The 24,138-nt window shown below is 68.1% G+C and carries 22 protein-coding genes; 14 read left to right on the top strand and 8 right to left on the bottom strand.

Annotation, left to right across the window (positions count from 1 at the left end; genetic code table 11):
- The first annotated feature begins 2 nt into the window (after positions 1-2).
- Positions 3-530 (top strand): thiamine phosphate synthase, encoded by a 528-nt coding sequence (locus tag MF607_RS11035; protein ID WP_242118625.1) that lies wholly within the window; start codon positions 3-5, stop codon positions 528-530.
- Here MF607_RS11035 and MF607_RS11030 read toward each other — a convergent pair.
- The gene (locus MF607_RS11030) at positions 513-2,621 is read right to left on the bottom strand and encodes a TonB-dependent siderophore receptor (protein WP_242118624.1); all 2,109 of its coding nucleotides are present in this window, start codon (positions 2,619-2,621) and stop codon (positions 513-515) included. The genes MF607_RS11035 and MF607_RS11030 overlap by 18 nt on opposite strands.
- Before the next feature lie 150 nt (positions 2,622-2,771).
- On the opposite strand from MF607_RS11030, the gene MF607_RS11025 reads away from it, so the two are divergent.
- Complete coding sequence (locus MF607_RS11025; protein WP_242118622.1) at positions 2,772-3,836, top strand: AI-2E family transporter; 1,065 nt, start codon at positions 2,772-2,774, stop codon at positions 3,834-3,836.
- A 119-nt stretch (positions 3,837-3,955) separates the two neighbouring features.
- Here the strand turns inward: MF607_RS11025 and MF607_RS11020 are convergent, their stop codons facing one another.
- From MF607_RS11020 to crtY, 4 genes are all read right to left on the bottom strand, one after another.
- Positions 3,956-4,900, bottom strand: a complete 945-nt coding sequence (locus MF607_RS11020) for a phytoene/squalene synthase family protein (RefSeq protein ID WP_242118620.1) — start codon at positions 4,898-4,900, stop codon at positions 3,956-3,958.
- Positions 4,897-5,478 (bottom strand): LOG family protein, encoded by a 582-nt coding sequence (locus MF607_RS11015; RefSeq protein ID WP_242118618.1) that lies wholly within the window; start codon positions 5,476-5,478, stop codon positions 4,897-4,899. Before MF607_RS11015 ends, MF607_RS11020 begins: the two co-directional genes overlap by 4 nt.
- A gap of 195 nt (positions 5,479-5,673) precedes the next feature.
- Positions 5,674-7,152: a phytoene desaturase gene (locus MF607_RS11010; protein ID WP_242118616.1), complete on the bottom strand. Its 1,479-nt coding sequence runs from the start codon at positions 7,150-7,152 to the stop codon at positions 5,674-5,676.
- Positions 7,149-8,312 carry a lycopene beta-cyclase CrtY gene (crtY, locus tag MF607_RS11005; protein WP_242118614.1) on the bottom strand — a complete coding sequence of 388 codons (1,164 nt, stop codon included), beginning with the start codon at positions 8,310-8,312 and terminating at the stop codon, positions 7,149-7,151. The genes MF607_RS11010 and crtY overlap by 4 nt, the downstream gene beginning before the upstream one ends.
- 255 nt (positions 8,313-8,567) lie before the next feature.
- Between crtY and MF607_RS11000 the strand changes: the two genes are divergently transcribed.
- The 12 genes from MF607_RS11000 to MF607_RS10945 all read left to right on the top strand — a co-directional run bounded on the left by MF607_RS11000 (position 8,568) and on the right by MF607_RS10945 (position 21,453).
- A complete protein-coding gene (locus tag MF607_RS11000) occupies positions 8,568-9,380 on the top strand; it encodes a sterol desaturase family protein (protein WP_242118611.1) in 813 nt (270 codons plus the stop codon).
- Entirely contained in the window at positions 9,346-9,735 is a 390-nt protein-coding gene (locus MF607_RS10995) for a DUF2141 domain-containing protein (RefSeq protein WP_242118609.1), read from the top strand. Before MF607_RS11000 ends, MF607_RS10995 begins: the two co-directional genes overlap by 35 nt.
- Before the next feature lie 68 nt (positions 9,736-9,803).
- On the top strand, positions 9,804-10,673 hold the full coding sequence (locus MF607_RS10990) for a MipA/OmpV family protein (RefSeq protein ID WP_242118607.1): 870 nt from the start codon (positions 9,804-9,806) through the stop codon (positions 10,671-10,673).
- 555 nt (positions 10,674-11,228) lie between these two features.
- A complete protein-coding gene (locus MF607_RS10985) occupies positions 11,229-14,039 on the top strand; it encodes a monovalent cation/H+ antiporter subunit A (RefSeq protein WP_242118605.1) in 2,811 nt (936 codons plus the stop codon).
- Positions 14,036-14,389: a Na+/H+ antiporter subunit C gene (locus MF607_RS10980; protein ID WP_242118602.1), complete on the top strand. Its 354-nt coding sequence runs from the start codon at positions 14,036-14,038 to the stop codon at positions 14,387-14,389. The genes MF607_RS10985 and MF607_RS10980 overlap by 4 nt, the downstream gene beginning before the upstream one ends.
- Positions 14,386-15,909 carry a monovalent cation/H+ antiporter subunit D gene (locus tag MF607_RS10975; RefSeq protein WP_242118600.1) on the top strand — a complete coding sequence of 508 codons (1,524 nt, stop codon included), beginning with the start codon at positions 14,386-14,388 and terminating at the stop codon, positions 15,907-15,909. The genes MF607_RS10980 and MF607_RS10975 overlap by 4 nt, the downstream gene beginning before the upstream one ends.
- A complete protein-coding gene (locus MF607_RS10970; protein WP_242118597.1) occupies positions 15,906-16,394 on the top strand; it encodes a Na+/H+ antiporter subunit E in 489 nt (162 codons plus the stop codon). Before MF607_RS10975 ends, MF607_RS10970 begins: the two co-directional genes overlap by 4 nt.
- A complete protein-coding gene (locus tag MF607_RS10965) occupies positions 16,391-16,660 on the top strand; it encodes a K+/H+ antiporter subunit F (RefSeq protein WP_242118594.1) in 270 nt (89 codons plus the stop codon). Before MF607_RS10970 ends, MF607_RS10965 begins: the two co-directional genes overlap by 4 nt.
- Positions 16,657-17,070 (top strand): Na+/H+ antiporter subunit G, encoded by a 414-nt coding sequence (locus tag MF607_RS10960; RefSeq protein WP_242118591.1) that lies wholly within the window; start codon positions 16,657-16,659, stop codon positions 17,068-17,070. Before MF607_RS10965 ends, MF607_RS10960 begins: the two co-directional genes overlap by 4 nt.
- Positions 17,071-17,268: 198 nt before the next feature.
- A complete protein-coding gene (locus MF607_RS10955) occupies positions 17,269-18,954 on the top strand; it encodes an ABC transporter transmembrane domain-containing protein (protein ID WP_242118589.1) in 1,686 nt (561 codons plus the stop codon).
- On the top strand, positions 18,938-20,020 hold the full coding sequence (locus MF607_RS10950) for an efflux RND transporter periplasmic adaptor subunit (RefSeq protein WP_242118587.1): 1,083 nt from the start codon (positions 18,938-18,940) through the stop codon (positions 20,018-20,020). Before MF607_RS10955 ends, MF607_RS10950 begins: the two co-directional genes overlap by 17 nt.
- Positions 20,017-21,453, top strand: coding sequence for a TolC family protein (locus MF607_RS10945; RefSeq protein WP_242118585.1), 1,437 nt, complete (start codon positions 20,017-20,019; stop codon positions 21,451-21,453). The genes MF607_RS10950 and MF607_RS10945 overlap by 4 nt, the downstream gene beginning before the upstream one ends.
- A gap of 46 nt (positions 21,454-21,499) precedes the next feature.
- On the opposite strand, the gene MF607_RS10940 is transcribed toward MF607_RS10945, so the two are convergent.
- The 3 genes from MF607_RS10940 to MF607_RS10930 are packed head-to-tail and all read right to left on the bottom strand — an operon-like array spanning position 21,500 to position 24,125.
- On the bottom strand, positions 21,500-22,501 hold the full coding sequence (locus MF607_RS10940) for a DUF2891 domain-containing protein (protein WP_242118582.1): 1,002 nt from the start codon (positions 22,499-22,501) through the stop codon (positions 21,500-21,502).
- A complete protein-coding gene (locus MF607_RS10935) occupies positions 22,498-23,463 on the bottom strand; it encodes a DUF979 domain-containing protein (protein ID WP_242118580.1) in 966 nt (321 codons plus the stop codon). The genes MF607_RS10940 and MF607_RS10935 overlap by 4 nt, the downstream gene beginning before the upstream one ends.
- The gene (locus MF607_RS10930; RefSeq protein ID WP_242118577.1) at positions 23,460-24,125 is read right to left on the bottom strand and encodes a DUF969 domain-containing protein; all 666 of its coding nucleotides are present in this window, start codon (positions 24,123-24,125) and stop codon (positions 23,460-23,462) included. The genes MF607_RS10935 and MF607_RS10930 overlap by 4 nt, the downstream gene beginning before the upstream one ends.
- Positions 24,126-24,138: the final 13 nt, after the last annotated feature.

Below are 24,138 nucleotides of genomic sequence, written 5' to 3'. Positions count from 1 at the left end.
TCATGGATCGCCGCCACCCTTTGCCGCGCCGCTGGCTAATGACCGACGAGCGGCTGGGCGACGAGCTGGCGGCGAAGGTGGCGAAGTTGCCACGCGGCAGCGGTGTCGTCTTCCGCCAATATGCTACGCCAAAAGGGAAAAGACGGCGGATGTTTGCACAGGTGCGGCGGATCGCACGGGCGCGGCGGATAACGCTGCTGATCGCCGGACCGTTTCTGCCCGGCGCGGACGGTGTGCATGGAAAGAAGGCGAAGAAGAACAATGGGTTGGCGACGCGGCCGGTGCATTCGGTGCGCGAACGCATCGCCGCGGAGCGCGCGGGGGTCGATGCAACCTTCGTCTCCCCCGTGTTCGCCACCCGCTCGCATCCGGGCGCAAGGCCGCTGGGCCGCATCCGCTTCGCGCTGCTGATCCGCGGCGCGCGCCTGCCGGTCATCGCCTTGGGCGGGATGACCGAGCGGCGCGCGCGGACGTTGCCGGGCATTGCCGGCTGGGCAGCGATCGATGCGTGGTCAGAATTTCGTCCGTAGTTCAGCGAAGACGGTGCGCGGGTCGCCGGGGAAATGGCCGCTCATCGCGGTAAAGCCCGAAGCGGCATAGACCTTGTCGAAGATGTTATCGACGCGCAGCATCAGTTCGGCAAAGCCCAACTGGTGCGTGATCGACGCATCGAAGATGGTGTAGGGCAACACCGGCTGGCCCGAGCGGCTGATCCGGCGCGAGACATGCTCGCCGCCAACGGCGAAGGCGGTCCGGATCGGCGCGACCTGATAGCGGGTCCAGAAGCCGAGCTTGTGCGCGGGCGCGTTGGGAAAATGGCTGCCGACCGCATCGGTCAGCGCCTGTCCGGCGACGCTGCCGGTGACGCGGGTGTCGTTATAGCCGTAATTGGCGAGCAGCACCCAGTTCGGCGTCAGATCGGTGGCGAGGTCGAGTTCGAACCCCTTGCTGGTCACCTCCCCGATCGGGCGAAGCTGGTCGACGCCGCCGACCGGGGGCAGCGAGGGGTCGACCTGCAACAGATTGCGGCGGACGATGCGATACAGCGCGGCATTGGCCTGTAGCCGACCGTCGAACAGGCGCGATTTGGCGCCGGTTTCGATCTGGTTGCCGGTGATCGGCGCGAAGGGGCCGCCGGCGGCGGGAAGCTGGCTGGCCGGGGCCTGCGGATCGAAGCCTTGCGACCAGCTGACATATAGCGACAGATCGTCCTGAAGCTTGTAGATCGCGCCGGTGCGGAAGGTGACGTCGTGGTCGTTATAGCGCGCGTTCGACGTGACCCGCCCGGCGGTGGCGACCCGGGTGCGATCCTCGAACCGGTCGTAGCGGACGCCCGCGACCAGCAGCAGCCGATCGGTCAGGTCGATCTGGTCCTGCGCATAGATGCCGAAGCGGCGCGCATCGGTGTCGGTGACGGTGAAGGGCAGTGTCATCGCGCGCAGCGCGTCACCGTCGGACCGGCCATAGACCGGATTGGACAGGCTGAGCGGTGCCACGCCGGCCCGCAGGATGCGCGATTCGAGGCCATTGGCTTCGCGATACCAGTCGCTGCCGACCTGCAACCGATGCGACAGGCCGAACAATGTCGTGCGCGCGGTGGCGTTGGCCATGAACGACAGGCCATCGACGGGGCGGACCTGATCGCGGAATTCGCGCAGGACGAGGTCGGGGTTGGTCGGGCTTGTCCCACGCGGTTCGTGATATTTCTGCCGTTCGGTCGAACGGAAATAGCGCGCGCCAACATCGAACGTCACCGCTTCACCGATGGCGGTCGCATAGCGCGCGGCCCATGCGGTCGAGGTCAGGTGGAGATAGTCGCTCCGCTCATTGGCGTTCCAGTCGATCGACGTGCGGAAGCGGCCGCTGTCATCGACCAGCACCCCGCGCAGCCGGTTGGCGCGCAGATAATTGTCGTAGGTCGTGACCTGCAGCGTCAGCAGCCCGCCGGGATTGGTGCGGATCGACAGGCCGGCATCGCCGATCAGCGCCTTATACAGCGTATTGAAACGATAGGGCCGCATCGATTCGGTGAAGCCGCCGATGCGATAGGAGACGACGCCATCGGCATCGATCCGGTTCGTCGCCTCTGCCGAGATGCCGAACCGGTCGTAATTGCCGGCAGTGGCGACGGTGCGCAGGCTGGCCCGATCGGACGGGGTCTTCGACACATAGTTGATGATGCCGCCCGGCGCGCCGGGTCCGAAGAACAGCCCCGCCGGACCTTTCAGCACCTCGACCCGGTCGATGTTGAACAGTTGCGGCACGGTGAAGCCGACGAACGGATTGCCGCGCATCCCGTCGTAGAAAGATTCGTCCTGCCGAAAGCCGCGAAAGGTGACGCCGGCATAGCTGTAGGCGCTGACGCCCGAGATGTTGCGATAGAGGTCGGTCGCGTCGCGCGCGCCCTGATCGGTGAACAGGTCGCTGTTGATGACCTGCAACGCCTGCGGAATGTCGAGGGGGTCCTGCGCCGATTTGCCGACGGTGGTGAGCGTGGTGCGATAGAGTTGCCGGGCGCGCCCTTCGACGATGATGTCGGCGTCGTCGTTCGACGAACGGTCCTGCGCCGCCGCCTGGCTCGCGACCAATACCGCCATCGCGGGCATCCACCAACGCTTCACTACCGTCCCCCTGATATTGATAGGCGGTCGCATTAGCGAAGGTGCGTTTTAAGGGCAATTGTTTCGGATACGATTTTCGGCCGATCGTGACGGAGCCGAACCGGAACGCGGTGGCGCCATGGTCCGTTCACGCACAAAGGGGAAGCGGCGATGGACGGCGAAACGGAACGACAGGGCCCGAGCTATGGCCGGGTCGCGGCGATGACGGTGATGGTGCTGGCAATCATCGGCACCGGCTATCTGCTGATTTCGATGATGCGGCTGATATTGCTGGTGTTCGCGGCAACGGTCATCGCGGTGTTGTTCAGCGCGGTCGCGCGCCGGATCCAGAAATGGACCCGCCTGCCGCGCGGACTGGCGCTGGCGCTGTCGATCATCCTGCTGCTGGGGATCGTGATCGGCATCTTCTATGGCTTCGGCGCGCAGCTGGTGCAGCAGTTCGACACGATCCGCGAGCAGATTCCGTCGGCGTTGCAGGCGATCCAGCGGCAGCTGGATGCATGGGGGCTGGGCGAGCCGGCGCGCGACCTGTTGTCGCAGGGGAGCAGCGACCTGTCGACGATCATGTCGCGCGCGGGCAGCTATGTCCTGTCGATCGGGTCGGGGCTGTCGGATGCGGTGCTGGTGCTGGTCGGGGCGATCTTCCTCGCGGCCGATCCCGAACTGTATCGCCGGGGACTGGTGAAGCTGGTGCCGCCCAAGGCCGAGCCGGTCGCGCGCAAGGCGGTGGACGATGCCGCAGGCGGCCTGCGCGGCTGGATGAAGGGCGAGGCGGTGGCGATCATCGTCGTCGCGGTGCTGACCGGGACGGGGTTATGGCTGCTGGGCGTGCCCGCCGCGATCGGGCTGGGGCTGATCGCCGGGTTGATGGACGTCGTGCCCTATGTCGGGCCGATCATCGCCGGGGTGCCGGCGGTGATGTTGGCCTTTACCGTGTCACCATCGACCGCGCTGTGGACGATCGGCGTGTTCCTGATCGTCCAGCAGATTCAGGGCAATATCCTGCAACCGATCGTCCAGAAGCATGCGGTCGACGTGCCGCCTGCCGTGCTGTTGTTCTCGGTCATCGGCATGGGGCTGATGTTCGGGTTCATCGGCGTGCTGCTGGCGGCGCCGCTGACGATCGTCGTGTTCGTGCTGGTGCAGCGGATTTACGTGCAAGCGTTGCTGGGGCGCGACATCACCGTGGCGACGGACAAGGTGAAGGAGGAGTGAGGGCTTCACCACTGCCCCCTCCCGTTCGTCCTGAGTAGCCCCTGAGCTTGTCGAAGGGGCGTATCGAAGGACCGTTTGGTGCAGGTGCTTCGATACGGGCCTTCGACTTCGCTCAGTCCCTACTCAGCATGAACGGATGAGGTGTTTTTTGTCCACAACACTGGATCGCGTGGCGTGTCCGCTGCCGGCCGCCAGCGGGCGGCGACAAAGGCGCGGGCGATGGCGGCGATCTTTTCCGCCTTCGACGTGGTTTGGCGCTTGTCCCATGCGGCGGGGCCGGCGGCGGCGACTTTCCGGGCGATGCCGCCATAAATGTCGGCGGCGGCAAGTACCGCCCATGCCGATCGCCACGGCAGGCGGGCGGCACCGACGCGGGCGCTGTCCTCGTGAAGTGCGGCGCGCGCCGCCATCCGCCGGGTGAGGATCGCCACCCGGTCGGGCGTCGCCATCGGATCGGCCGGGTCGATGCCCTGTTCGGCCAGCCAGTCGCGCGGCAGGTAGCAGCGCCCGGCTTCGGCATCCTCGCGCACGTCGCGGGCGATATTGGCGAGCTGAAAGGCCAGCCCCAGGTCGCAGGCGCGGTCGAGCGTGTCCTTGTCGCCAGCGGGCACGCCCATCACCACCGCCATCAGTCCGCCGACCGCGCCGGCGACATGATAGCAATATTGGTAGAGATCACCTTCGCTCACCGGTTGCCAGCCATCGGCATCGAGCTGGAACCCGTCGATGACGTCGTACACCAGCCGGTGCGGCAGGCCGACTTTGACCGCGACCACGCCCAGCGCGTCGAAGGCGGGATCGCCGGTCGGCTGGCCGGCCAGCGCCTGCGCGGTACGCTGGCGGATCAGCAGCAGGCGGGCGGGGGCATCGTCGAGCCGCTGCATGCCATGGCCCATATCCTGCCCGTCGGCCAGATCGTCGCAGGCGCGGCACCATGCGTAGAGCAGCCATGCCCGTTCGCGGGTGACCGGGTCGAACAGCTTGCTCGCCGCCGCGAAACTTTTCGAGCCGCGCGCGATCGTGTCGCGGGCATGCGCGACGAGGTCGGCGCGTGGCGGGATCAAAGGTCTTTGCTGCTCATCTGGATGATCGGCATCACCGGCCTATGCGCCGCCATCTTGTCCAGCAGGACGTCCAGCGTATCGGCGACCAGCAGGATGTCGCGGTGCATGGGGCGCATAAAGCCGACTTCCGCCATCTTTTCGACGAAGGCGATCAGATGGTCGTAATAGCCGGCGGTGTTGAGCAGTCCGACCGGCTTGGCATGATAGCCGAGCTGCGCCCAGCTCATCGCTTCCCACAATTCGTCCATCGTGCCGGTGCCGCCGGGGATGGTGACGAAGCCGTCGGACAGGTCGGTGAACGCCTGTTTGCGCTGGTGCATCGTGTCGACGACGTGCAGTTCGGTGAGGCCCTTGTGCGCGGCCTCGGCCTTGACCAGCGCGGTCGGGATCACGCCGATCACCTCGCCGCCCGCCTCGATCGCGCCATCGGCGACCGCGCCCATCAGCCCGAGCCTGCCGCCGCCATAGACGACGCCGATGTTGCGTTCCGCCAGCGCACGGCCGACGGCGCGGGCGGAGTCGATATAGATGGGGTCGGCGGGGGTTGCGGACCCGCAATAGATGGCCAGACGCTGCATGGTCGCGGGGTTAGGCGATCGGGGGGTGGGGGGCAAGCGGGTGCCCTCCTATGCCCTTCAAATCCGTTTGCTTCGAGCGGAGGTTCGAGCCTGTCGAGAACCGAAGTCGAGAAGGGGGTGCCTCAAACGGGGGGTTCTCGACTACCGCTTCTCGACAAGCTCGAAGCTGCTCGAACCGAACGGTTAAGGTGGGGCTCAGTCCTCGCCGCCCAGCATCAGCTTGGCCGTCGCCTTGGCGCTGCCGACCACGCCCGGAATCCCCGCGCCGGGGTGCGTACCCGCCCCCACGACATACAGGTTCGGGATATCGTCGTCGCGGTTGTGCGCGCGGAAATAGGCGCTCTGCGTCAGGATCGGCTCGAGCGAGAAGGCCGAGCCCTGATACGCGTTCAGGTCGCGGGTAAAGTCGCTCGGCATATAGCTGAACTTCGTCACGATCCGTTCGTGGATGTCGGGGATCAGGCGGCGGCCGACCTCGTTGAGGATGCGCCGCTCAAGGATCGGGCCGATCTGGTCCCAGTCGACCGGGAATTTGCCGGTGTGCGGCACCGGGCACAGCGCGTAGAAGGTCGAATGTCCCTCCGGCGCCATCGACGGGTCGGTGACGGTCGGGTGGTGAAGATAGAGCGAGAAATCCTCCGACAGCACGCCATGGTCGTAGATATCGGCGAGCAACCCTTTGTAGCGCGGGCCGAACAGAATCATGTGGTGCGGGATGCCCGGCCACGTGCCCTTGATCCCGAAATGGACGACGAACAGCGACGGCGAGAAACGCTTGCGCTCCAGCCGCTTGGCCTTGCGCTGCGCGCTGCGCGATCCCGACAGCAGGTCCTTGTAGCTGTGCATCAGGTCGGCATTGGTCGCGACCATGTCGGCACCGATCACTACGCCGCTCTTGGTCGTGACGCCGGTCGCACGGTCGCCGAGCGTGTCGATACGCTCGACCGGATCGTTCAGGATCAGCGTCCCGCCCAGCTTCTCGAACAGGCGGACCATGCCGGCGACCAGCTTGTTGGTGCCGCCCTGCGCGAACCACACGCCGCCATCGCGCTCCAGCTTGTGGATCAGTGCGTAGATGCTGCTGGTCTTCATCGGATCGCCGCCGACCAGCAAAGTGTGGAACGACAGCGCCTGGCGGAGCTTCTCGTTCTTCACGAACGACGACACGATCGAATAGACCGATCGCCACGCCTGATATTTGGCGAGCGCCGGCGCGGCCTTGATCATCGAGGCGAAGTCGAGGAACGGCACATGGCCGAGCTTCACATAGCCTTCCTCGTACACGCCCGCCGAATATTCGAGGAAGCGGGCATAGCCGGCGATGTCGCCCGGATCGAGCTTGGCGATTTCCGAGCGCAGCAGCGTGTCGTCGTTGGTATAGTCGAAATTGGTGCCGTCGGGCCAATTGAGCCGGTAGAAGGGCGAGACCGCCTGCAGCGTCACGTCCTCGGCCATGTCGCGGCCGGTCAGCTGCCACAATTCCTGCAATGCTTCGGGCGCGGTGATGACGGTCGGGCCGGCATCGAAGACGAAGCCGTCGCGCTCCCAGTAATAGGCGCGGCCGCCGGGCTTGTCGCGGCCTTCGACCAGCGTCGTCTGGACCCCGGCGGATTGCAGGCGGATGGCGAGCGCAAGGCCGCCGAACCCCGCGCCGATAACGGCTGCCGTCTTCACCCCTGTCTCCCCATCAACGCCTGTACCGCACGTCCGATCGGTACCGGCGGTTTGCCTGTCAGCACCCGCATCTTGTCGAACAGCGTCGACCGTCCGGCATAGAAGCGCCCGACCAGTCCCGCGTCCAGCCGGTAGAAGCGTTCGAGCACGCGGTAGCGTTCCGCCGGATCGGCCGCGCGGAACAACATCGTCGCCAGCATGCGGTAGAATCGCCGCTGCCGCCACAGCGTCGCGGCATAATCATGGGTCAGCGTGTGCAGCGCGCCGCCCGACCAGTCGCCGCTGTCGGCGACCAGATGCGCGAGCCGGACGGCATCGGGCAGCGAATAGCCGGTCAGCGGATGGAACAGCCCGGCGCGCATCCCGCCCTTCGCCACGCGATTGCCGCCCGACCGCCAATATTCCTCGAAATCGCCACCCATCGCGACCGGCAGCACCCCGGTCTCGCTGCGGCCGACGCTGACGCCGTCCCAGCCCTGCGCGGCGGCATAGGCGGAGATGCGCCGGGCGAGCGTTTGCGTATCGAGATCGGGAGTGTCGCTGTAATAGGTATCCTCGACGAACAGCGTCGAGGCATCGAACGGCAGGGTATAGACGAAGCGATAGCCGTCGAGCTGCTCGACCGAACCGTCCATGACGATCGGCCGTTCGACGCCGTGGGGATAGGCGGTCTTGAGCTCCATCCCCATGAACTTCTGCCAGCCGAGATCGAGATGCGACACGTCGCCGGGACCGCGACAGTCGATCACGCCCTGCCCCTCGACCCGGTCGCCATCGGCGAGGACCACGGCGGTCGGGCTGGCGCCGAGCACGCGCGCCGAGGCCATCAGCGTTTCGGGCGACAGCGTCTGGCGCAGCACGGTGTCGAGCCGTTCGGAGGTGATCGAGTAATAAGCGGTGTCGAGCGTGCGGGCATGGCCCGGAAAGGCGATGTCGTAGCCGCGCCACGCATGGGCGACGAGCGGGGCGACCAGCGCCCGGTGTTCGTCCGCCACGTCGCTGCCGAAGAACGACCAGACATGGTTGCCGCCAAACTGCGCCGCGCCCTCGATCAGGCGGATGCGCGCATCGGGCCGCCGCTTCGCCGCCGCCAGCGCGATGAGCGCGCCGGCAAGGCCACCGCCGACGATGGCGAGGTCGCAGTGATGGATGGTTGGCATTGGGGTGCACTAGGGGAGGGGCGTCCGGGTAGCAACCGCGGTCCTCAGATCCTCCCCGGCACGGGGAGGGGGACCGTCGCCGAAGGCGATGGTGGAGGGGGGTGGCGGCGCAACGTAACGGTCTCGTATGCGGATACCCCCCTCCACCATGCTGCGCATGGTCCCCCTCCCCGTGCCGGGGAGGATTTTGAGGCGCCCCTTCTGCCGGGGAAGTTGGGGTGTCATCCTTCCCCGCAATCCGCTACAGCGCCATCCATGTCGATCCCGCTGGCTATCCTTTTGTCCGCCGTGGCGATGACGGTGATCGTCGGTGTCCGCTATCTGCTGGCGTCCGCCGGGTTCGCCTTTGCGACGCGCAGCCGACATCCGGGGCTGTATCGCGGGCTGGACGCGCAGATCGCCAAGGAAATCCGCTGGTCGCTGCTGTCGGCCGCGATCTACGGCATTCCGGCGGGGATCGTCGCATGGGGATGGGAACATCGCGGCTGGACGCAGATCTACCGCGACGTTCACGCCTATCCGCTCTGGTATCTGCCGCTGTCGGTGCTGCTGTACCTGTTCGCGCACGACACCTGGTTCTACTGGACGCACCGCTGGATGCACCGGCCGAAATGGTTTCGGATCGCCCATGCCGTGCACCATGCCAGCCGACCGCCCACGGCATGGGCGGCGATGGCGTTCCACCCGATCGAGGCGCTGACCGGCGCTGTGGTAATTCCGCTACTGGTGTTCGTCATTCCGATTCACATCGGCGCACTGGCATTGGTGCTGACGATCATGACGGTTATGGGCGTCACGAACCATATGGGGTGGGAAATGTTCCCCCGGTTCATGTGGGCGGGGCGAGTGGGCGGCTGGTTGATTACCGCCAGCCATCATCAGAGGCATCACGAGCGCTATGGCTGCAATTTCGGGCTCTATTTCCGCTTCTGGGACCGGGTGTGCGGCACCGATGGCGGTCTTGGCGATTTCGAAAAGGAACGCGCGCGCGTCGCGCGGCGGGCGAATCGCGCTGGCGGCGCTGGCGCTGGCGATGCTGCCCGGGGCCATGCCGACCGGCACGCTTGACGTCCGCATCGCCGACCTGCGTTCGACCAAGGGCGTCATCCGCCTCTGCCTGACCGCCGATCCGAAGAATTTCCCCGGCTGCACCGACGATCGCAATGCGGTCACCCGCACCTTCGCGGCCGATGAGCGCGGGGTGCGTATCGCGGGATTGGGGCGCGGCGACTATGCCGTGTCGGTGATCCATGACGAAAACAACAATGCGAAGCTCGACACCTTTGCCGGCATCCCGCGCGAAGGATTCGGTTTTTCGCGCAACCCCGCGATCCGCTTCGGTCCGCCCAAATTCAGCGCGGCGGAATTCCCGCTGGCGGGTGATGTAACCATGCAACAGGTGCGGATTCGCTATCTCCTCTAATCGTCGGCACGGACCGAAGCGGGCAGGATAGCGTTACGGGGGAGTAATATTTTCTCGGAGCCACGCCCTTGCGCGCCATTTTCGCCGCCGTCCTGACCGCCGCAGCCTTCGCCACGCCCGCTTTCGCACAGGAAGCGGCGACGCCGGCGGTGCCGGCATCTGCGCTGCCCAACACCGATACCGGTGCCGATTTCTATGTCGTCGGGCTGGGTGCCGCCGTGCTGCCCGATTACGAGGGGTCGGACGACTATTCGTTCAGCCCGGTGCCGGCCGCGACCGGTCGCGTCTCGGGGTTCAATTTCCTGCTGGCCGGCAACCGCTTCAGCGTCGACCTGATCCCCGACGGCGTCGGGCCGACCTGGGATTTCCAGGCGGGGCCGATCGCGGTCGTCAACCTCAACCGCAATTCGACCAAGGGCATCGACGATGCGCAGGTCCGCGCGCTGGGCACGGTCGATACCGCGATCGAACTGGGCGGCTATGTCGGCATCGGCAAGACCGGGGTCGTCACCTCGCAGTTCGACCGGCTGTCGGCCTCGCTCAGCTATCGCAAGGATGTCGGTGGCGGGCACAAGTCGACGGTGCTCGCCCCCACGATCAACTATGTCACCCCGCTGAGCACCCGCGCCATCGCCGGGGTGATCGTGTCGGCTGAACGCGTCGGCGAGGGCTATGCCGACAGCTATTTCTCGATCACGCCGGCCCAGTCGCTGGCGAGCGGCCTGCCCGTCTACAATGCGCGCGGCGGGTGGAAGAACTGGACGCTGGGTCTGCTCGGCGGCCGGTCGATCAGCGGCGACCTGCGCTCGGGATGGCAGTTGTTCGGGACGGTCGTCTATCGCAAGCTGCTGAACGATTTCGCCGACAGCCCGATCGTCGCGCGCAACGGGTCGAGCAACCAGTGGCTGGGCGCGGTCGGGATCGCGTACAGCTTCTGATCCGAAACCGTCGAAGCGGCTTGTGCCATGCCGGCCGATCGGGCAGTTTCGACCATGGGTGTCCGTCCCGGTCGGGGGCGGGCAGGTTTATGCGCTGGTCGGGCCGCCAGCGACGAACCCTGCTGCCCGGAGCATCGGATTGTCCGATCGACCCTTCCTGTCGCAATGCGTTGACGTGCGGATCGTCCGGTGCGGGCGAGGAGTCGGTGTCGCGCGCACGGGTCTCGCTCCCGCCAAAGCGGCTGTTTCCCTCCCCTCGCTGAAAGCGAGGGGCAGGGGATGGGGCCGCCCGTCGAAAGTCGTGGCCTTTCCTTTCGGGCCAACCCGCCAGCCCTTCCTGTCTGGGAGACCGCCGCGAAAGTCGCCCGATCACCTGGAAAATCCCGTAGCCCGGCGAAGGCCGGGGTACAGTCGGGAAGGCTTGTCCGTACCTTACCGACGTCCCCCAACTGGGCCCCAGCCTTCGCCGGGGTGCAAGAAGAGCGTCTCGCAGGGGTCTGCGTCGAGGGAAGAGGGTAGCTACCGCAGGCGCCGCTACCGCGCAGGAGGCAGCATATGGCGTTGCTGATCCTGTTGTCGCTGCCGTTCATGGCGGTGCTGGTCCTGCTGGCGCGCCGGCGGGCGGGGCGGGGCGTGCAGGTCGGCATCGCGGCGGCGGCGAGCGGCGCCGGGCTGGCGGTGCTGCTGTCGCAGGCCGGGGCGGCGCTGTCCGGGCCGGCGCCGCGACTGACCATCGCCTGGGTGCCGGCGCTGGGGCTCGACCTTGCGCTGTGGCTCGATCCGCTGGCGCTGCTGTTCGCCGGGCTGATCCTCGGCATCGGGTTGCTGGTCGTGGTCTATGCGCAGGGCTATCTGGCGAAGACCGAGCCGATGGCGCGGTTCCTGTCGTTCCTGATGCTGTTCCAGGGGGCGATGATCGGCATCGCATTGTCGCGCAACATCCTGTTGATGCTGGTGTTCTGGGAATTGACCAGCCTCGCCTCGTTCCTGCTGATCGGGTTTTGGCGCGAGCAGGCGGACGCGCGACAGGGGGCGCGGATGGCGCTGACCATCACCGGTGGCGGCGGGCTGGCGCTGATCGCCGGGATGGTGCTGCTGGGCAAGGCGGCGGGCAGCTATGACCTCGCCACCATCCTGATGCGCGCCGATGCGGTGCAGGCGTCGCCGCTCTATCCGGCGATGCTGGTCCTGATCCTGATCGGGGCCTTCACCAAATCGGCGCAGTTTCCGGTCCATTTCTGGCTGCCGCACGCCATGGCCGCGCCGACCCCGGTCAGCGCCTATCTCCATTCGGCGACGATGGTGAAGGCGGGGGTGTTCCTGCTGGCGCGGCTGTGGCCGGTGCTGGCCGGCACCGAATGGTGGTTCGGCATCGTCGTGCCGGTCGGGCTGGCGACGATGGTGTTCGGCGCGGGGGTCGCGCTGTTCCGCCACGATCTGAAGGCGATCCTTGCCTATTCGACGATCAGCCAGCTGGGGCTGATGGTCATGCTGCTCGGGTTCGGCACCGGCGCGGCGGTGAGCGCGGCGATCTTCCATCTGCTGAACCATGCCGCGTTCAAGGCCGCGTTGTTCCTGCATGCCGGCATCGTCGACCACGAAACGGGCACGCGCGACATCCGCCGGCTGGGCGGGCTGGCGGCGATCATGCCGCTGACCGCGACGCTGGGCGTGCTCGCCGCCGCCGCGATGGCCGGGCTGCCGCCGATGGGCGGGTTCGTGTCGAAGGAGATGATGCTGGAGGAAAGCGCGCACGCGGTGTTCGCTGGACAGGCGCTGCTGGTGCCGGCGCTGGCGACGATCGCCGCGCTGCTGTCGGCGGCCTATGCGCTGCGTTATGCGGTGGCGCTGCATTTCGGGGCGCGGCGGACCGGCGAGGTCGCGGCACCGCATGACCCGGGGGCGATGCTGCTGGTGCCGCCGGCGATCCTCGCTCTCGCGGCGCTGGGGCTGGGGCTGGCGCCGATGACGCTGGCGGGGCCGCTGGTGGCGGCGGTGAGCGGGGCGGTGACCGGCGGCGCACCGCCGGCGCTGCATCTGGCGCTGTGGCATGGCATCAATCCGGCGCTGTGGATGAGCATCGGCGCGGTGCTGGGCGCGATCGTGCTGCTGGGGCGCTATCGGTCGATCGCTACGGGCGTGGCACGCATCCCGGCACCCGATGCCAGGCGGTTGTTCGATGCGATGATGACGGCGACCGTCGCCGGACTGCGGCGGGTGTCGGGATCGGTCCATGCCGCGTCGCTGCAACGGTATCTGGCGGTGCTGTTCGTCGTCGCCATCGCGCTGTGTGTCGCGGCGGGGTGGTCGTACGCGGTGCCGGCGGGGGAGGGCGCGACGACCCCGGCCTCGCCGGTGGCGATCGTCGCATGGGGGGCGCTGGTCGCGGCGACCGTCGCGGTGGTCGCGGTCGACCGGCGGCGCTATCTGGCGCTGTTGTTCATCAGCGTCATCGGCCTCGTCATCGCGCTGGCGTTCGTGCATCTGTCCGCCGCCGACCTCGCGCTGACCCAGGTCGCGGTCGAGGTGGTGACGATCCTGCTGATGCTGCTGGCGCTGCATCTGTTGCCGGGCAGCCCGCCGCGCCTGTCGAGCGTGCCGCGTCGGCTGCGCGACGGGATCATCGCCGGTGCGGGCGGGCTGGGGGCGGGGTGGCTGGCATGGGCGGTGCTGACCCGCCCGGCGCGCGACGGCATCGCGCGCTTCCATTGGGACAACAGCTATGCGGGCGGGGGCGGGACCAATGTCGTGAACGTCATCCTGGTCGACTTCCGCGGCTTCGATACGCTGGGCGAGATCATCGTGCTGGGGATTGCCGGTCTCGCCATCTACGCGCTGCTCGAACCGGCAGCGCGCGGGGTGGCGGGGCGGCGGCTGCGGACATGGCGGTCAAGCGATCCGCATTCGCCCGAGCGGCATCCGATGATGTTCGTGATGGCGACGCGGCTGCTGTTGCCGCTGGCGCTGCTGGTCGGCAGCTACATCTTCCTGCGCGGTCATAACCAGCCGGGCGGCGGGTTCATCGCCGCGCTGGTCTTCTCGATCGCGATCCTGCTGCAATATCTCGCCTCGGGCTTCGACTGGACCGACGAGCGGCGCCGGTTCGGCGAACATGCGCTGATCGGCACCGGGGTGCTGATCGCGGCGGCGACCGGAGCGGGGTCGCTGCTGTTCGGGGCGCCGTTCCTGACCAGCAGCTTCGGCTATTTCCATGTGCCGCTGATCGGCGAGGTCGAGCTGGCGACGGCGATGCTGTTCGATCTGGGCGTCGCCTGCGTCGTGGTCGGCGCGGTGCTGATGGCGCTGGCGCAACTCGCGCAGGTCGCGCAGCGTGCCGCGCGGCACGACGGGGAGGGTGCGGCATGAGCCTCGAATTCCTCGTCGCCTCCGCCATTGCGGTGCTGGTCGCGGGCGGCATCTATCTGGCGCTCAGGGGCCGCACGTTTCAGGTGGTGCTGGGGCTGACGCTGCTGTCCTATGCGGTCAATCTGTTCCTGTTCGCGGTCGGGCGGCTGGTCGTCGACCGCCCGCCGCTCTGGGCGAAGGGGGTGGTCGACCATGCCGATCCGCTGCCGCAGGCGCTGGTGCTGACCGCGATCGTCATCACCTTCGGCATGACCGCGCTGACCGTGATCCTGAGCCTGCGCAGCTTCCTCGAAACCGGATCGGATCAGGTCGATGGTCGTGCCGACCGCGACATGGAGGACGGCGCATGACCGCGTCCGACCATCTGCTGGTCGCGCCCATCCTCGTGCCGGCGGTCGTCGTGCCGGTGACGATGCTGCTGATGCGGCGGCGGCGCGTGTTCAGCCTGATCCTGTCGGTCGGCGGGTGCGTCGCGATGCTGGCGGTGGCGATCGCGCTGTTCGCCATGGCGCAGGACGATGCGATCCGCAGCTATGCGCTGGGAGACTGGGGCGCACCGTTCGGCATCGTGCTGGTGCTCGACCGGCTGTCGGCGACGATGCTGTTGCTCTCCGCCGTGCTGGCGCTGGTCGTGCTCGGCCATGCGATCGTCACCGCCGCCGATCGCCGCGGGTGGCATTTCCATCCGCTGTTCCATTTCCAGCTGATGGGGCTGAACGGCGCGTTCCTGACCGGCGACCTGTTCAACCTGTTCGTCTTCTTCGAAGTGCTGCTGATCGCCTCCTATGGACTGATGCTGCACGGGCAGGGTGCGCTGCGGCTGAAGGCGGGGATCGCCTATGTCGTGGTCAACATCGTCGGATCGGCGCTGTTCCTGATCGCGCTTGGGCTGTTCTACGGCCTGACCGCGACGCTCAACATGGCCGATCTGTCGCGGCGGATCGCGACGCTGGGCAGCGACGACCAGGGATTGCTGCGCATCGCCGCGCTGCTGCTGATGACGGTATTCGCGCTGAAGGCGGCGGTGGTGCCGATCCATCTGTGGCTGCCGCGCACCTATGCGGCGACGATGCCGGTGGTCGCCGCGCTGTTCGCGATCATGACCAAGGTCGGCGTCTATGCGATGATCCGGACGGTGCCGCTGCTGTTCGGCAACGGGGCGGGGGCCGCGGCATGGGTGCCGGCACCGTGGCTGCTGCCCGCGGCGATGGCCGGTGCCATCCTCGGCTTCATCGGCGTGCTGGCGGCAAGGGGATTGCGCGAGCAGGCGGCGTTCGCGGTGCTGGCCTCGACCGGCACGCTGTTGCTGGCGGTGGCGCCGTGGCGCGAGGCGACGCTGGCCGCAGCACTTTATTATCTGGTGCAGGCGGTGCTGGCCGGGGCGGCGCTGTTCCTCGTCGCCGACGTGACGCTGCGGCGGCGCGGGCAATATGCCGATGCGATCGTCCCCGCGCCGCACTTCGCCGGACGGGATGCGGCGGGGCTGCTCTATATGGTCGCGGCGATCGCGGCGGTCGGGCTGCCGCCGCTCGCCGGATTCGTCGGCAAGCTGCTGATCCTGAATGCCAGTTTCGCCGCGCCGGGATGGCAGGCGATCTGGGCGACGATCCTTGGCACCACGCTGATCGGCGTAATCGGTTTTTCGCGCACGGGGTCGACGCTGTTCTGGAAGGCTGCCCCACCCGATGCCGACCCGGTCGCCGGACCGGCGCGATCCGCCGCCGAGTTCGCCGCGCCGCTGGTGCTGCTGACGCTGTCGGCGGCGCTGACCGTCGCCGCCGGATGGGCGACGGCTCAGGCGGGTGCCGCCGCCCGGCAGGTCATGGCCCCCGAACGCTATGGCTCCGCGATCCTCGGAGCGGCACGATGAGGCGGCTGCTGCCCCATCCGGCGCTGTCGGCGATGCTGCTGATCGTCTGGCTGCTGATGGCCAACAGCGTCACCGTCGGCGGCCTCGTGCTGGGCGGATGCCTCGCGCTGGTCCTGCCGAAATTCACCGAGCCCTTCTGGCCGGCGCGGCCGCGCATGCGCTTCGGCCGTGCGTTCGCCGGCTATCTGGCGATCGTGCTGTTCGACATCGTCGTCGCCAATTTTCAGGTGGCGGCGCTGATCCTGTTCCGCCGCAACGCCGATCTGCGCGCGCGCTGGCTGGTCGTGCCGATCGCGCTGACCAGTCCGGAGGCGATCACGATGCTGGCCGGCACGATCAGCCTGACGCCGGGTACGGTCACGGCCGACGTGTCGGCCGATGGCCGGTTCCTGCTGGTCCATGCCCTCGACGCCGCCGATCCGGCGGCGGAGGTCGCGCGGATCAAGGCACGCTACGAAGCACGACTGCAACGGATTTTCGCATGATCGACATCGCGCTCCCCATCGCCGCCGGCTGCATCGCGCTCGCGCTGATCCTCAATGGCTGGCGGCTGCTGCGCGGGCCGGGGCTGGGCGACCGGATCGTCGCGCTCGACACGATGGTCATCAACGCCATCGCGCTGATCGTGCTGATCGGCATGATCGGCGGCAACGCCACCTATTTCGAAGCCGCGCTGCTGCTGGCGATGGTCGGGTTCGTCAGCACCATCGCCTATTGCAAGTTCGTGCTGCGCGGGGACATCGTCGAATGAAGACGCTGGCCGAGATCGTCGTCGCCGTCCTGTCGCTGCTGGGGGCGGGCTTTGCGCTGATCGGCAGCTGGGGGCTGGTGCGGCTGCCCGCGACGATGGAGCGGCTGCACGGGCCGACCAAGGCGACGACGCTGGGTCTCGGCGCGCTGCTGCTCGCCTCGGTCGTCTATTTCCGGACGCAGCTGGGGGTGTGGACCGCGCACGAATTGCTGATTTCGCTGTTCCTGTTCCTGACCGCGCCGATTTCGGCGAACATGATCGCGAAGGTCCATCTCCACCGGCTGCGCAGCGGCGCGGCGAACGAGCCCCCCGGGATCGCCGGACCGCCGCCCCGGCCGGGCGAAGAGGGCGACTGGGCGACGTTCGAGGCACCCGCCCGCGATACGCCGGCATCGACCGCGAACAGCTGACCCCGCCGGAACGTAGCAACCCACTGCGCCATAGCCCTTTGTGCTCGGCGATCCACCATAAATCGGATTGCCCGGGCTGATGATATGTCGTTACGCTGTAACGGCATGGATCAGGGGTGGTCCGTCATCGGGGAGGGGAACGAACGTCGCGCCGCACGGCCATGGCAATGGACCGGGGCGCAGGAAAAGGGGTGTGTTTTGGCGACGCAACGACTGGGGTTCCGGGATGCGATCGGCTGGCTGTCGCAGATCATCGGACCTGATTCGGCCTATGTGCGGCTCGGCATCGTCTATACCATCGCGATCAGCCTGCTCGCGCTGGCCACGCCGATCTCGGTCCAGCTGCTCATCAACAGCGTCGCCAATACGGCGATGCCCGCCCCGCTCTGGGCATTGTCGGGCATCCTGCTGCTGCTGCTGCTGATGGTCGCGGTGCTGAGTGCGCTGCGGGTGTGGATCATGGCGGCGTTCGAACGCCGGCTGTTCGCGCGCGTCGTCGCGGAGGTCACGCTGCGCGCGGTCCATGCGCAGGACCCGTTCTTTGCCGATGGCAATCGCGGCGACCTGTTCAACCGTTTCTTCGATCTGGTCGTCGTGCAGAAAGCGGTGCCTAGCCTGGTGATCGGTGCCTTCACCATCATGCTGCAGGCGGTGATCGGCCTGACCATCACCAGCTTCTATCACCCGGTCTTCCTCGCCTTCAACGCCGTGCTGGTGGCCGCACTGCTGCTGGTATGGATGTTGTGGCGGCGTGGCGCGATCACCAGCGCGGTCGGCGTGAGCCATGCCAAGCACAATGCCGCGCGCTGGCTCGAAAGCGTCGGCGGATCGAACGGTTTCTACAAATCGTCCCGTCACCTCGATTTCGCGATGCAGCGGTCGGAGGCGGTGACCGCCGCCTATGTCGCCAGTCACCGGCGCTATTTCCGCTATCACTTCGCCCAGACGGTCGCGTTCCTGCTGACCTATGCGCTGGCGAGCGCCGGGCTGCTGCTGCTGGGCGGGATGCTGATCCTGCGCGGGCAATTGTCGCTGGGGCAGCTGGTCGCGGCCGAACTGATCCTGTCGGGGGTCTTTTACGGCATCTCGCAATTCGGCTGGTATCTCGACACCTTCTACGACCTAGTCGCCAGTTCCGAGGAATTGTCGCTGCTGTTCGCGATCCCGCAGGAAACCACCGTGCGCGGCGAGAATGGTCCGCGCGACGGTTCGGTCAAGCTGACCGACGTCGTGTTCGACGATGCCCGCTACGACCTGACGCTGGCGGCGGGCGAACAGCTTGTGACGGTCGCCGAACCGGGGGCCGAGCGGCGACTGTCGATGCTGCTCAAGCGGCATGCGGTGCCCGAGCGCGGTCTGGTGCGCATCGGCGGGGCCGATCTCGGCTCGTTCGACATGTACCGGCTGCGTTCGGACGTGACGGTGCTCGACCGATCGACCATCGTCGAGGCGACGATCCGCGAATATCTGCGGCTCGCCTCCGAGCAACTCGATACGGCGGCGATGGAGGCGCTGGCGACGGTCGGACTGGAACGCCGCATCGCCAGCCTGCCCAAGGGGCTCGACACGCAATTGGGGTCGACCGGCTATCCCCTGAGCGTCGGCGAGACGATGGCGCTCAAACTCGCCAATGCGCTGCTGGTCCGGCCCAGGCTGCTGCTGCTCGGCCAGCTCTTCGACCTGTTGCCGCCCGAACGGCTGGTCGCGGCGCTGCGGCTGCTCAAGGCGCATGGTACGACCGTGCTGCTATGTACCGGCCGGCCCGAGGATCTGACGCTCGACGGCTATCTCCATCTCGGCCTGACCCGGCAACGCCGGTTCGAACGGCTCGCCGACCTGCAGGCCGCCGCCAACCAGGAGGGCGAAGATGCCGCATCCGCCTGAAACCATGGCGCATTTTCGCACGCTGGCCACGCTGCGCCCGCCGCGCGTCGCCGTTGCCGTCGCGTGGTTGCTGGCGATCGGGGTCGTGGCGGCGGTGTTCGTCCTGTTCTTCGTACCGTGGCTGCAGACCGCGCAGGGGCGCGGGCAGGTCGTCTCGCTCGATCCCGAGGACCGCGCGCAGGAGGTGACGGCGCTGGTCCCCGGGCGGGTCGAGCGCTGGTATGTCCATGACGGCCAGCATGTCACGCGCGGCGATCCGATCGCGCGGATCGTCGACCTCGATCCCAATCTCCTGTCGCGGCTGGCCGCCGAACGGGCGCAGGTGCAGGCGGAGATTGCCAGCGTCCAGCAGTCGCAGGCGGTGGCGCAGATCGATGTCGGCCGGATGCGGCAACTTTTTTCCGAAGGCCTGGCATCGCGCCGCGACTATGAACAAGCCCAGATCAAGGTCGCCGAATCGGGGGCCAAGCTGGCCGAATCGCGCGCCAAGCTGAACCGCATCGACGTGCAGCTCAACCGCCAGTCGGCGCAGCTGGTCCGTGCGCCGCGCGACGGCCGCATCCAGAATCTGAGCGCCGCGACCGGCGGCGCGCTGGTGTCGGCGGGCACGGTGCTCGCGGTGGTCGCCCCCGAACGGGTCGAGCGCGCGGTCGAATTGCTGATCGACGGTCGCGACGTGCCGCTGCTGCGGCCCGGACGGCCGGTGCGGCTGGAGTTCGAAGGGTGGCCGGCGATCCAGTTCAGCGGCTGGCCGTCGGTCGCCTATGGCTTTTTCGACGGGCGCGTCCGTACGATCGATCCCAATGCCAATGCGCAGGGGCTGTTCCGCATCCTCGTCGAACCGGCGCCGGGCAAGCCCGCCTGGCCCGAGCGGCGCTTCGTCCGGCTGGGTGGCAAGGTCTATGGCTGGGTACAGGGGGAGACGGTCACCGTCGGCTATGAATTGTGGCGACAGCTGAACGACTTCCCGCTCGAATTCGGGCAGGCCGCGACCGACAAGACGGGGCAGGCCGGCGACAAGGAGGAGGACAAGAAGATCGCGACGAAGGCGGGCAAGCCGAAATGATCCGCTTCCTGTCCGTGTTGCTCGCCGCGCAGCTTCCGCTCGCCCCCGTGGCGCGCGGGCAGACCCCGCCCGCGACGCCGGTGCCCGCCACCGCGCCGCTGACTCTCGACGAGGTGCTGCGTGCCTCCGCCCGGGCCGCGCCGCAGATCGTCGAGGCGCTGGCCAGGGTCCGCTCCGCCGAAGGCCGCGCGATCACCGCCGATGGTGCCTTCGACACGGTGTTCGATGCCGAAGGGCGCTCGCGCGCGCTCGGCTATTATGACGGCACCTATGTGGCCGGGCGCGCGACGCGGCCGCTGACCGGCAATGGCGGCTATGTCTATGGCAATTACCGGGTCAGCCGCGGCGATTTCCCGGTCTATGAGGACGAGCAATATACCAACCGGCTGGGCGAGGCGAAGGTCGGCGCGCTCTATGCGCTGTTGCGCGACCGGCTGATCGACGAGCGGCGGACGAAGCGGACGCTGGCGGCGGGGGATATCGACATCGCCCGGTTCGAACGCGGCGCGGTGGCGATCGGGGTGCAGCGCCGCGCGATCGACGCCTATCAGAACTGGGTCGCGGCCGGGTTGCGGCTGCGCGCCTATCGCGACCTGCTCGCCTTGTCCGAAAGCCGGCGCGGCGGGCTGGCGCGGCAGGTCCAGCTGGGCGCGCGGCCCGAAATCCTGTTGGCGGAGAACGACCAGAATCTCGTCCGCCGCCGCGCGCTGGTGGTGCGGGCCGAGGGGGATTTCGCCGCCGCCGCCAATGCGCTGTCGCTCTACTATCGCGATGGCGCGGGCGAACCGGTACTGGTCGGACCGGAACGGCTGCCGGGCGATATCGGCGCGCTGGCCGGCGTCGCCACCGTCGCCCGCGACGATTTCGTGCAGCGCCGCCCCGACCTGCAGATGCTGTTGACGCGGATCGACCAGGGGACGGCGCGGCTGGCGCTGGCGGAAAACGACCTGCGCCCGCGGCTCGACCTGCGCGGCGAGGTCGGCAAGGATGTCGGCCCGGTCGGGCTGGGCGGTCCGTCGCGCACCCCGCTGGAGGCGGCGGTCGGCTTCCGCTTCTCGCTGCCGCTGCAGAACCGCGCCGCCAAGGGACGCGTGGTCGAGGCGCAGGCCGAGCTGGACGCGCTGTCGGCGCGCAGCCGCTTCCTGCGCGACCAGATCGCCGTCGAGGTGGAGGGGATCGCGATCGGTGTCGGCGCGGCCGAGCAGCTGGCGGCGATCGCCGACCAGGAACGGCAACTGGCCGAACGGCTGGCGGCGGCCGAGCGGCGCCGGTTCGAACTGGGATCGAGCGACTTCTTCCTCGTCAACCAGCGCGAGGAGACGGCGAACGACGCCCGGGTCCGCCTGATAGACGCGCAGGCGCGCATCGCCGCCGCCCGTGCCGAACTCGCCGCCGCCACGGCGGATCGCGCGGCGCTCGGGCTCGATCCCTGAAGGAGTAATCGGGGTCGACCGATCGACGTCCACCGTTCGCCGGGGATTATGCCGCGTCCGGTCCGTCAACACCGGTCAGCGCCAGCAGGGCGAAGCTGGCCAGCCAGTGTTCGCCCATATAGTCGCCCGCGACCTCGCCGAGCGCGACCGCCAGATGGTCGGCGGCGGCCGCCTCCAGAACGCGACCGGCCGCGCCGCCGACGGCCGGCGCCAGCGCGCGCATCGCCCAAGCGCGGCTGAGGTTCAGGCCGTCGAGATGCGCGATGCGCCCGTCGCTCCGGTCGCTGACGCGCGCGGGGGTCAGCAGCGTGGCGGGATTGCCCGCCCCAAGCGCCGGTAGATAGTCCGCGAACCATGCGGCAAAGGCGTCGGCCGGCAACAGCCGCTGCATCGCCATCGCCTCCATCAGCACCGGCGACAGGAAATCCTCGCCGCTCGGCTCCCACGCCTGCGCGGCGCGGTCGGCTCCGAACCAATGCTCCGCCCGCTGCGCCATCGACGCGCGCAGCGCCGTATCGCCGGCGACCCGCGCATAGCGATCGGCCAGCACCAGCGCGAAGCCGGTATTGGCATGGGTCCCGACGCGCACCGGATAGGTCATCAACGGCAGATGCGCGCGCCAGCGTTCGGCAAAGGCATGCGCCAGCGGCCTGAGCGTCGCGGCATGCGGCGTGTCCGCGACGATCAGTTCGGCCTGCAGCATCAACAGCCATGCCCAGCCATAGGGCCGTTCGAACCCGCGCGACAGCGGATCGTCGAGATAGGCACGCTCCGCCGCGACCTTGTCCTCGGTGAAGGCGTCGGCGAACAGCGCGTCGATCGCGGTGGTTTCGGGGAGGTCGGGGAACAGCCGCCGGATACGCGCGAGCAGCCAATAGCCATGGACGCAGCTATGCCAGTCGAAGCTGCCGAAGAAGATCGGATGCACCCGCCGTGGCAGATAGACGTCGCCGTCGCCGGCCATCACATGGTCGGCCTTGTGCGGATATTCGCGGGTCACATGGCCGAGCGCAATCCGGGCAAAACCCGCGGCCTGTATGGGGGTCATCGAACCGGTCCTCCGGGAAAGGCGCACAGCGCCAGCACCGCGATGTTGAAAAGGAGCAGGACGATCGCGGTCGGCCACTGCACGCGAATGACGCCGAACCGGTCGCGCAATTCGAGGATCGCAGCCGGCACGATGTTGAAATTGGCTGCCATCGGCGTCATCAGCGTGCCGCAGAAGCCCGACAACATGCCGAGCGCCGCGACGATCGCCGGATCACCGCCGAACTGGCGGATGACGATCGGCAAGCCGATGCCGGCGGTCATGATCGGGAAGGCGGCAAAGGCATTACCCATCACCATCGTGAACAGCGCCATCCCGACGCAATAGGCGATGGTCGCGACGAGCGGCGTGTCGAGCGCGACGACGTTCACGACCAGTTCGGCCACCACCTTGCCGACGCCGGCCAGCGCGAATACGCCGCCCAGCGCCGCCAGCATCTGCGGCAGCACCATCGCCCAGCCGATCGAATCGACCAGCCGCCGCCCCTCCGCCACCGGGGCCGATCGCGGCGCGCGGGTCAGCCGGGTCGCCAGCAACAGCGCGACGCCCGCACCGATGGTCAGCACGACCAGCGTCACCTGTTTCGGGTCGATCACCGCGACACCGGCGATGCGCCCGTCGCCGATCGCCAGCGTACCCGCCAGCGTGACCGCCGGGATCGCCAGCGCGGGCACGAACAGCCGGTTGCCCAGCCGCGCCGCCTGCGCGACCTGCGCCTCGACATCGTGGCCGGCCGGCGTCGACGGACGCAGCCCCCGGGTCGCGAGGCCGACCATGACGAGGACGAGGCAACCGTTCAGCAGGTCGGGGAGCCACGGCCCGGCACCGAGCAGGACCGCGAACAGTCCCCAGAATCCGGCATTGCGCCACCGCGTCGCCTCGCGATGGTCGCACGCGTGGTGCAGCGCGACCGCCGCCGGCAATATGGCCGCCGCGATGCCGAGCGCATCCAGCCCGATCATGGGCGCCGCTTCAGCCGGCGGTCGAGCAGCAGCAGCCGCACGCCATGGACGACGAACGCCGCGATCGCGGTCGGAATCGCCCACACCGCCACGTCGAGCGGCGCGACGGTCACGCCATCCTGTTCGAGGATCGCCCGGATCAGCAGGATCGATCCGATCGCGATGAACACGTCCTCGCCGAAGAACACGCCGATATTGTCGACGGCGGCGGCATGGGCGCGGATATGGTCGCGGGTGTCGGGGTCGAGCGGGCGGGCTTCGTCGCGCTCCTCCGCCCCTTCCGCCATCGGTGCGACGATCGGGCGCACCATCTGCGGATGACCGCCCAGCGAGATCAGTCCCAGCGCCGCCGTGATCTGGCGCAGCGCGAGATAGCCGATCAGCACCCGCCCGGTCGTCGCCTGGCGCAGCCCCTGCACGATGGCGCGCGCCCGGACGCGCAGCCCGGCGCGTTCGAGCAGGCCGATCGTCGGCAGCACGAGGAACGGGACCGCAAGGAATCGCGCATCGACGAACGCCTTGCCGATCATCGCCACGACCTCGACCGGACCATGGCCCGCCGCTGCCGCGCTGGCCAGCGCCGCGACGGTGACGACCAGCATCGGATTCACGCCCAGCGCGAAGCCGATGACGATGATCGCAATCCCCGACAGGACCAGCATCGCGCCCGCGCCG

It is taken from the genome of Sphingomonas lacusdianchii (genome assembly GCF_022664395.1).
Classification (GTDB): domain Bacteria; phylum Pseudomonadota; class Alphaproteobacteria; order Sphingomonadales; family Sphingomonadaceae; genus Sphingomonas; species Sphingomonas lacusdianchii.
Note: the sequence above shows the minus strand (reverse complement) of the source record. Positions and strands in the feature narration are given on the sequence as shown.

Excerpts from the sequence above, each read along its gene's own strand:
- MF607_RS10995 (WP_242118609.1), top strand. The coding sequence starts at position 9,346 with ATGCTGCCCGGGGCCATGCCGACCGGCACGCTTGACGTCCGCATCGCC.
- MF607_RS10940 (WP_242118582.1), bottom strand. The coding sequence starts at position 22,501 with ATGACCCCCATACAGGCCGCGGGTTTTGCCCGGATTGCGCTCGGCCAT.
- MF607_RS10950 (WP_242118587.1), top strand. The coding sequence starts at position 18,938 with ATGCCGCATCCGCCTGAAACCATGGCGCATTTTCGCACGCTGGCCACG.
- MF607_RS11015 (WP_242118618.1), bottom strand. The coding sequence starts at position 5,478 with ATGCAGCGTCTGGCCATCTATTGCGGGTCCGCAACCCCCGCCGACCCC.
- MF607_RS10975 (WP_242118600.1), top strand. The coding sequence starts at position 14,386 with ATGACCGCGTCCGACCATCTGCTGGTCGCGCCCATCCTCGTGCCGGCG.
- MF607_RS10980 (WP_242118602.1), top strand. The coding sequence starts at position 14,036 with ATGAGCCTCGAATTCCTCGTCGCCTCCGCCATTGCGGTGCTGGTCGCG.
- MF607_RS11000 (WP_242118611.1), top strand. The coding sequence starts at position 8,568 with ATGTCGATCCCGCTGGCTATCCTTTTGTCCGCCGTGGCGATGACGGTG.
- MF607_RS10930 (WP_242118577.1), bottom strand. The coding sequence starts at position 24,125 with ATGCTGGTCCTGTCGGGGATTGCGATCATCGTCATCGGCTTCGCGCTG.
- MF607_RS10985 (WP_242118605.1), top strand. The coding sequence starts at position 11,229 with ATGGCGTTGCTGATCCTGTTGTCGCTGCCGTTCATGGCGGTGCTGGTC.
- MF607_RS10965 (WP_242118594.1), top strand. The coding sequence starts at position 16,391 with ATGATCGACATCGCGCTCCCCATCGCCGCCGGCTGCATCGCGCTCGCG.
- MF607_RS10945 (WP_242118585.1), top strand. The coding sequence starts at position 20,017 with ATGATCCGCTTCCTGTCCGTGTTGCTCGCCGCGCAGCTTCCGCTCGCC.
- crtY (WP_242118614.1), bottom strand. The coding sequence starts at position 8,312 with ATGCCAACCATCCATCACTGCGACCTCGCCATCGTCGGCGGTGGCCTT.
- MF607_RS11025 (WP_242118622.1), top strand. The coding sequence starts at position 2,772 with ATGGACGGCGAAACGGAACGACAGGGCCCGAGCTATGGCCGGGTCGCG.
- MF607_RS10960 (WP_242118591.1), top strand. The coding sequence starts at position 16,657 with ATGAAGACGCTGGCCGAGATCGTCGTCGCCGTCCTGTCGCTGCTGGGG.
- MF607_RS10970 (WP_242118597.1), top strand. The coding sequence starts at position 15,906 with ATGAGGCGGCTGCTGCCCCATCCGGCGCTGTCGGCGATGCTGCTGATC.
- MF607_RS10935 (WP_242118580.1), bottom strand. The coding sequence starts at position 23,463 with ATGATCGGGCTGGATGCGCTCGGCATCGCGGCGGCCATATTGCCGGCG.
- MF607_RS11035 (WP_242118625.1), top strand. The coding sequence starts at position 3 with ATGGATCGCCGCCACCCTTTGCCGCGCCGCTGGCTAATGACCGACGAG.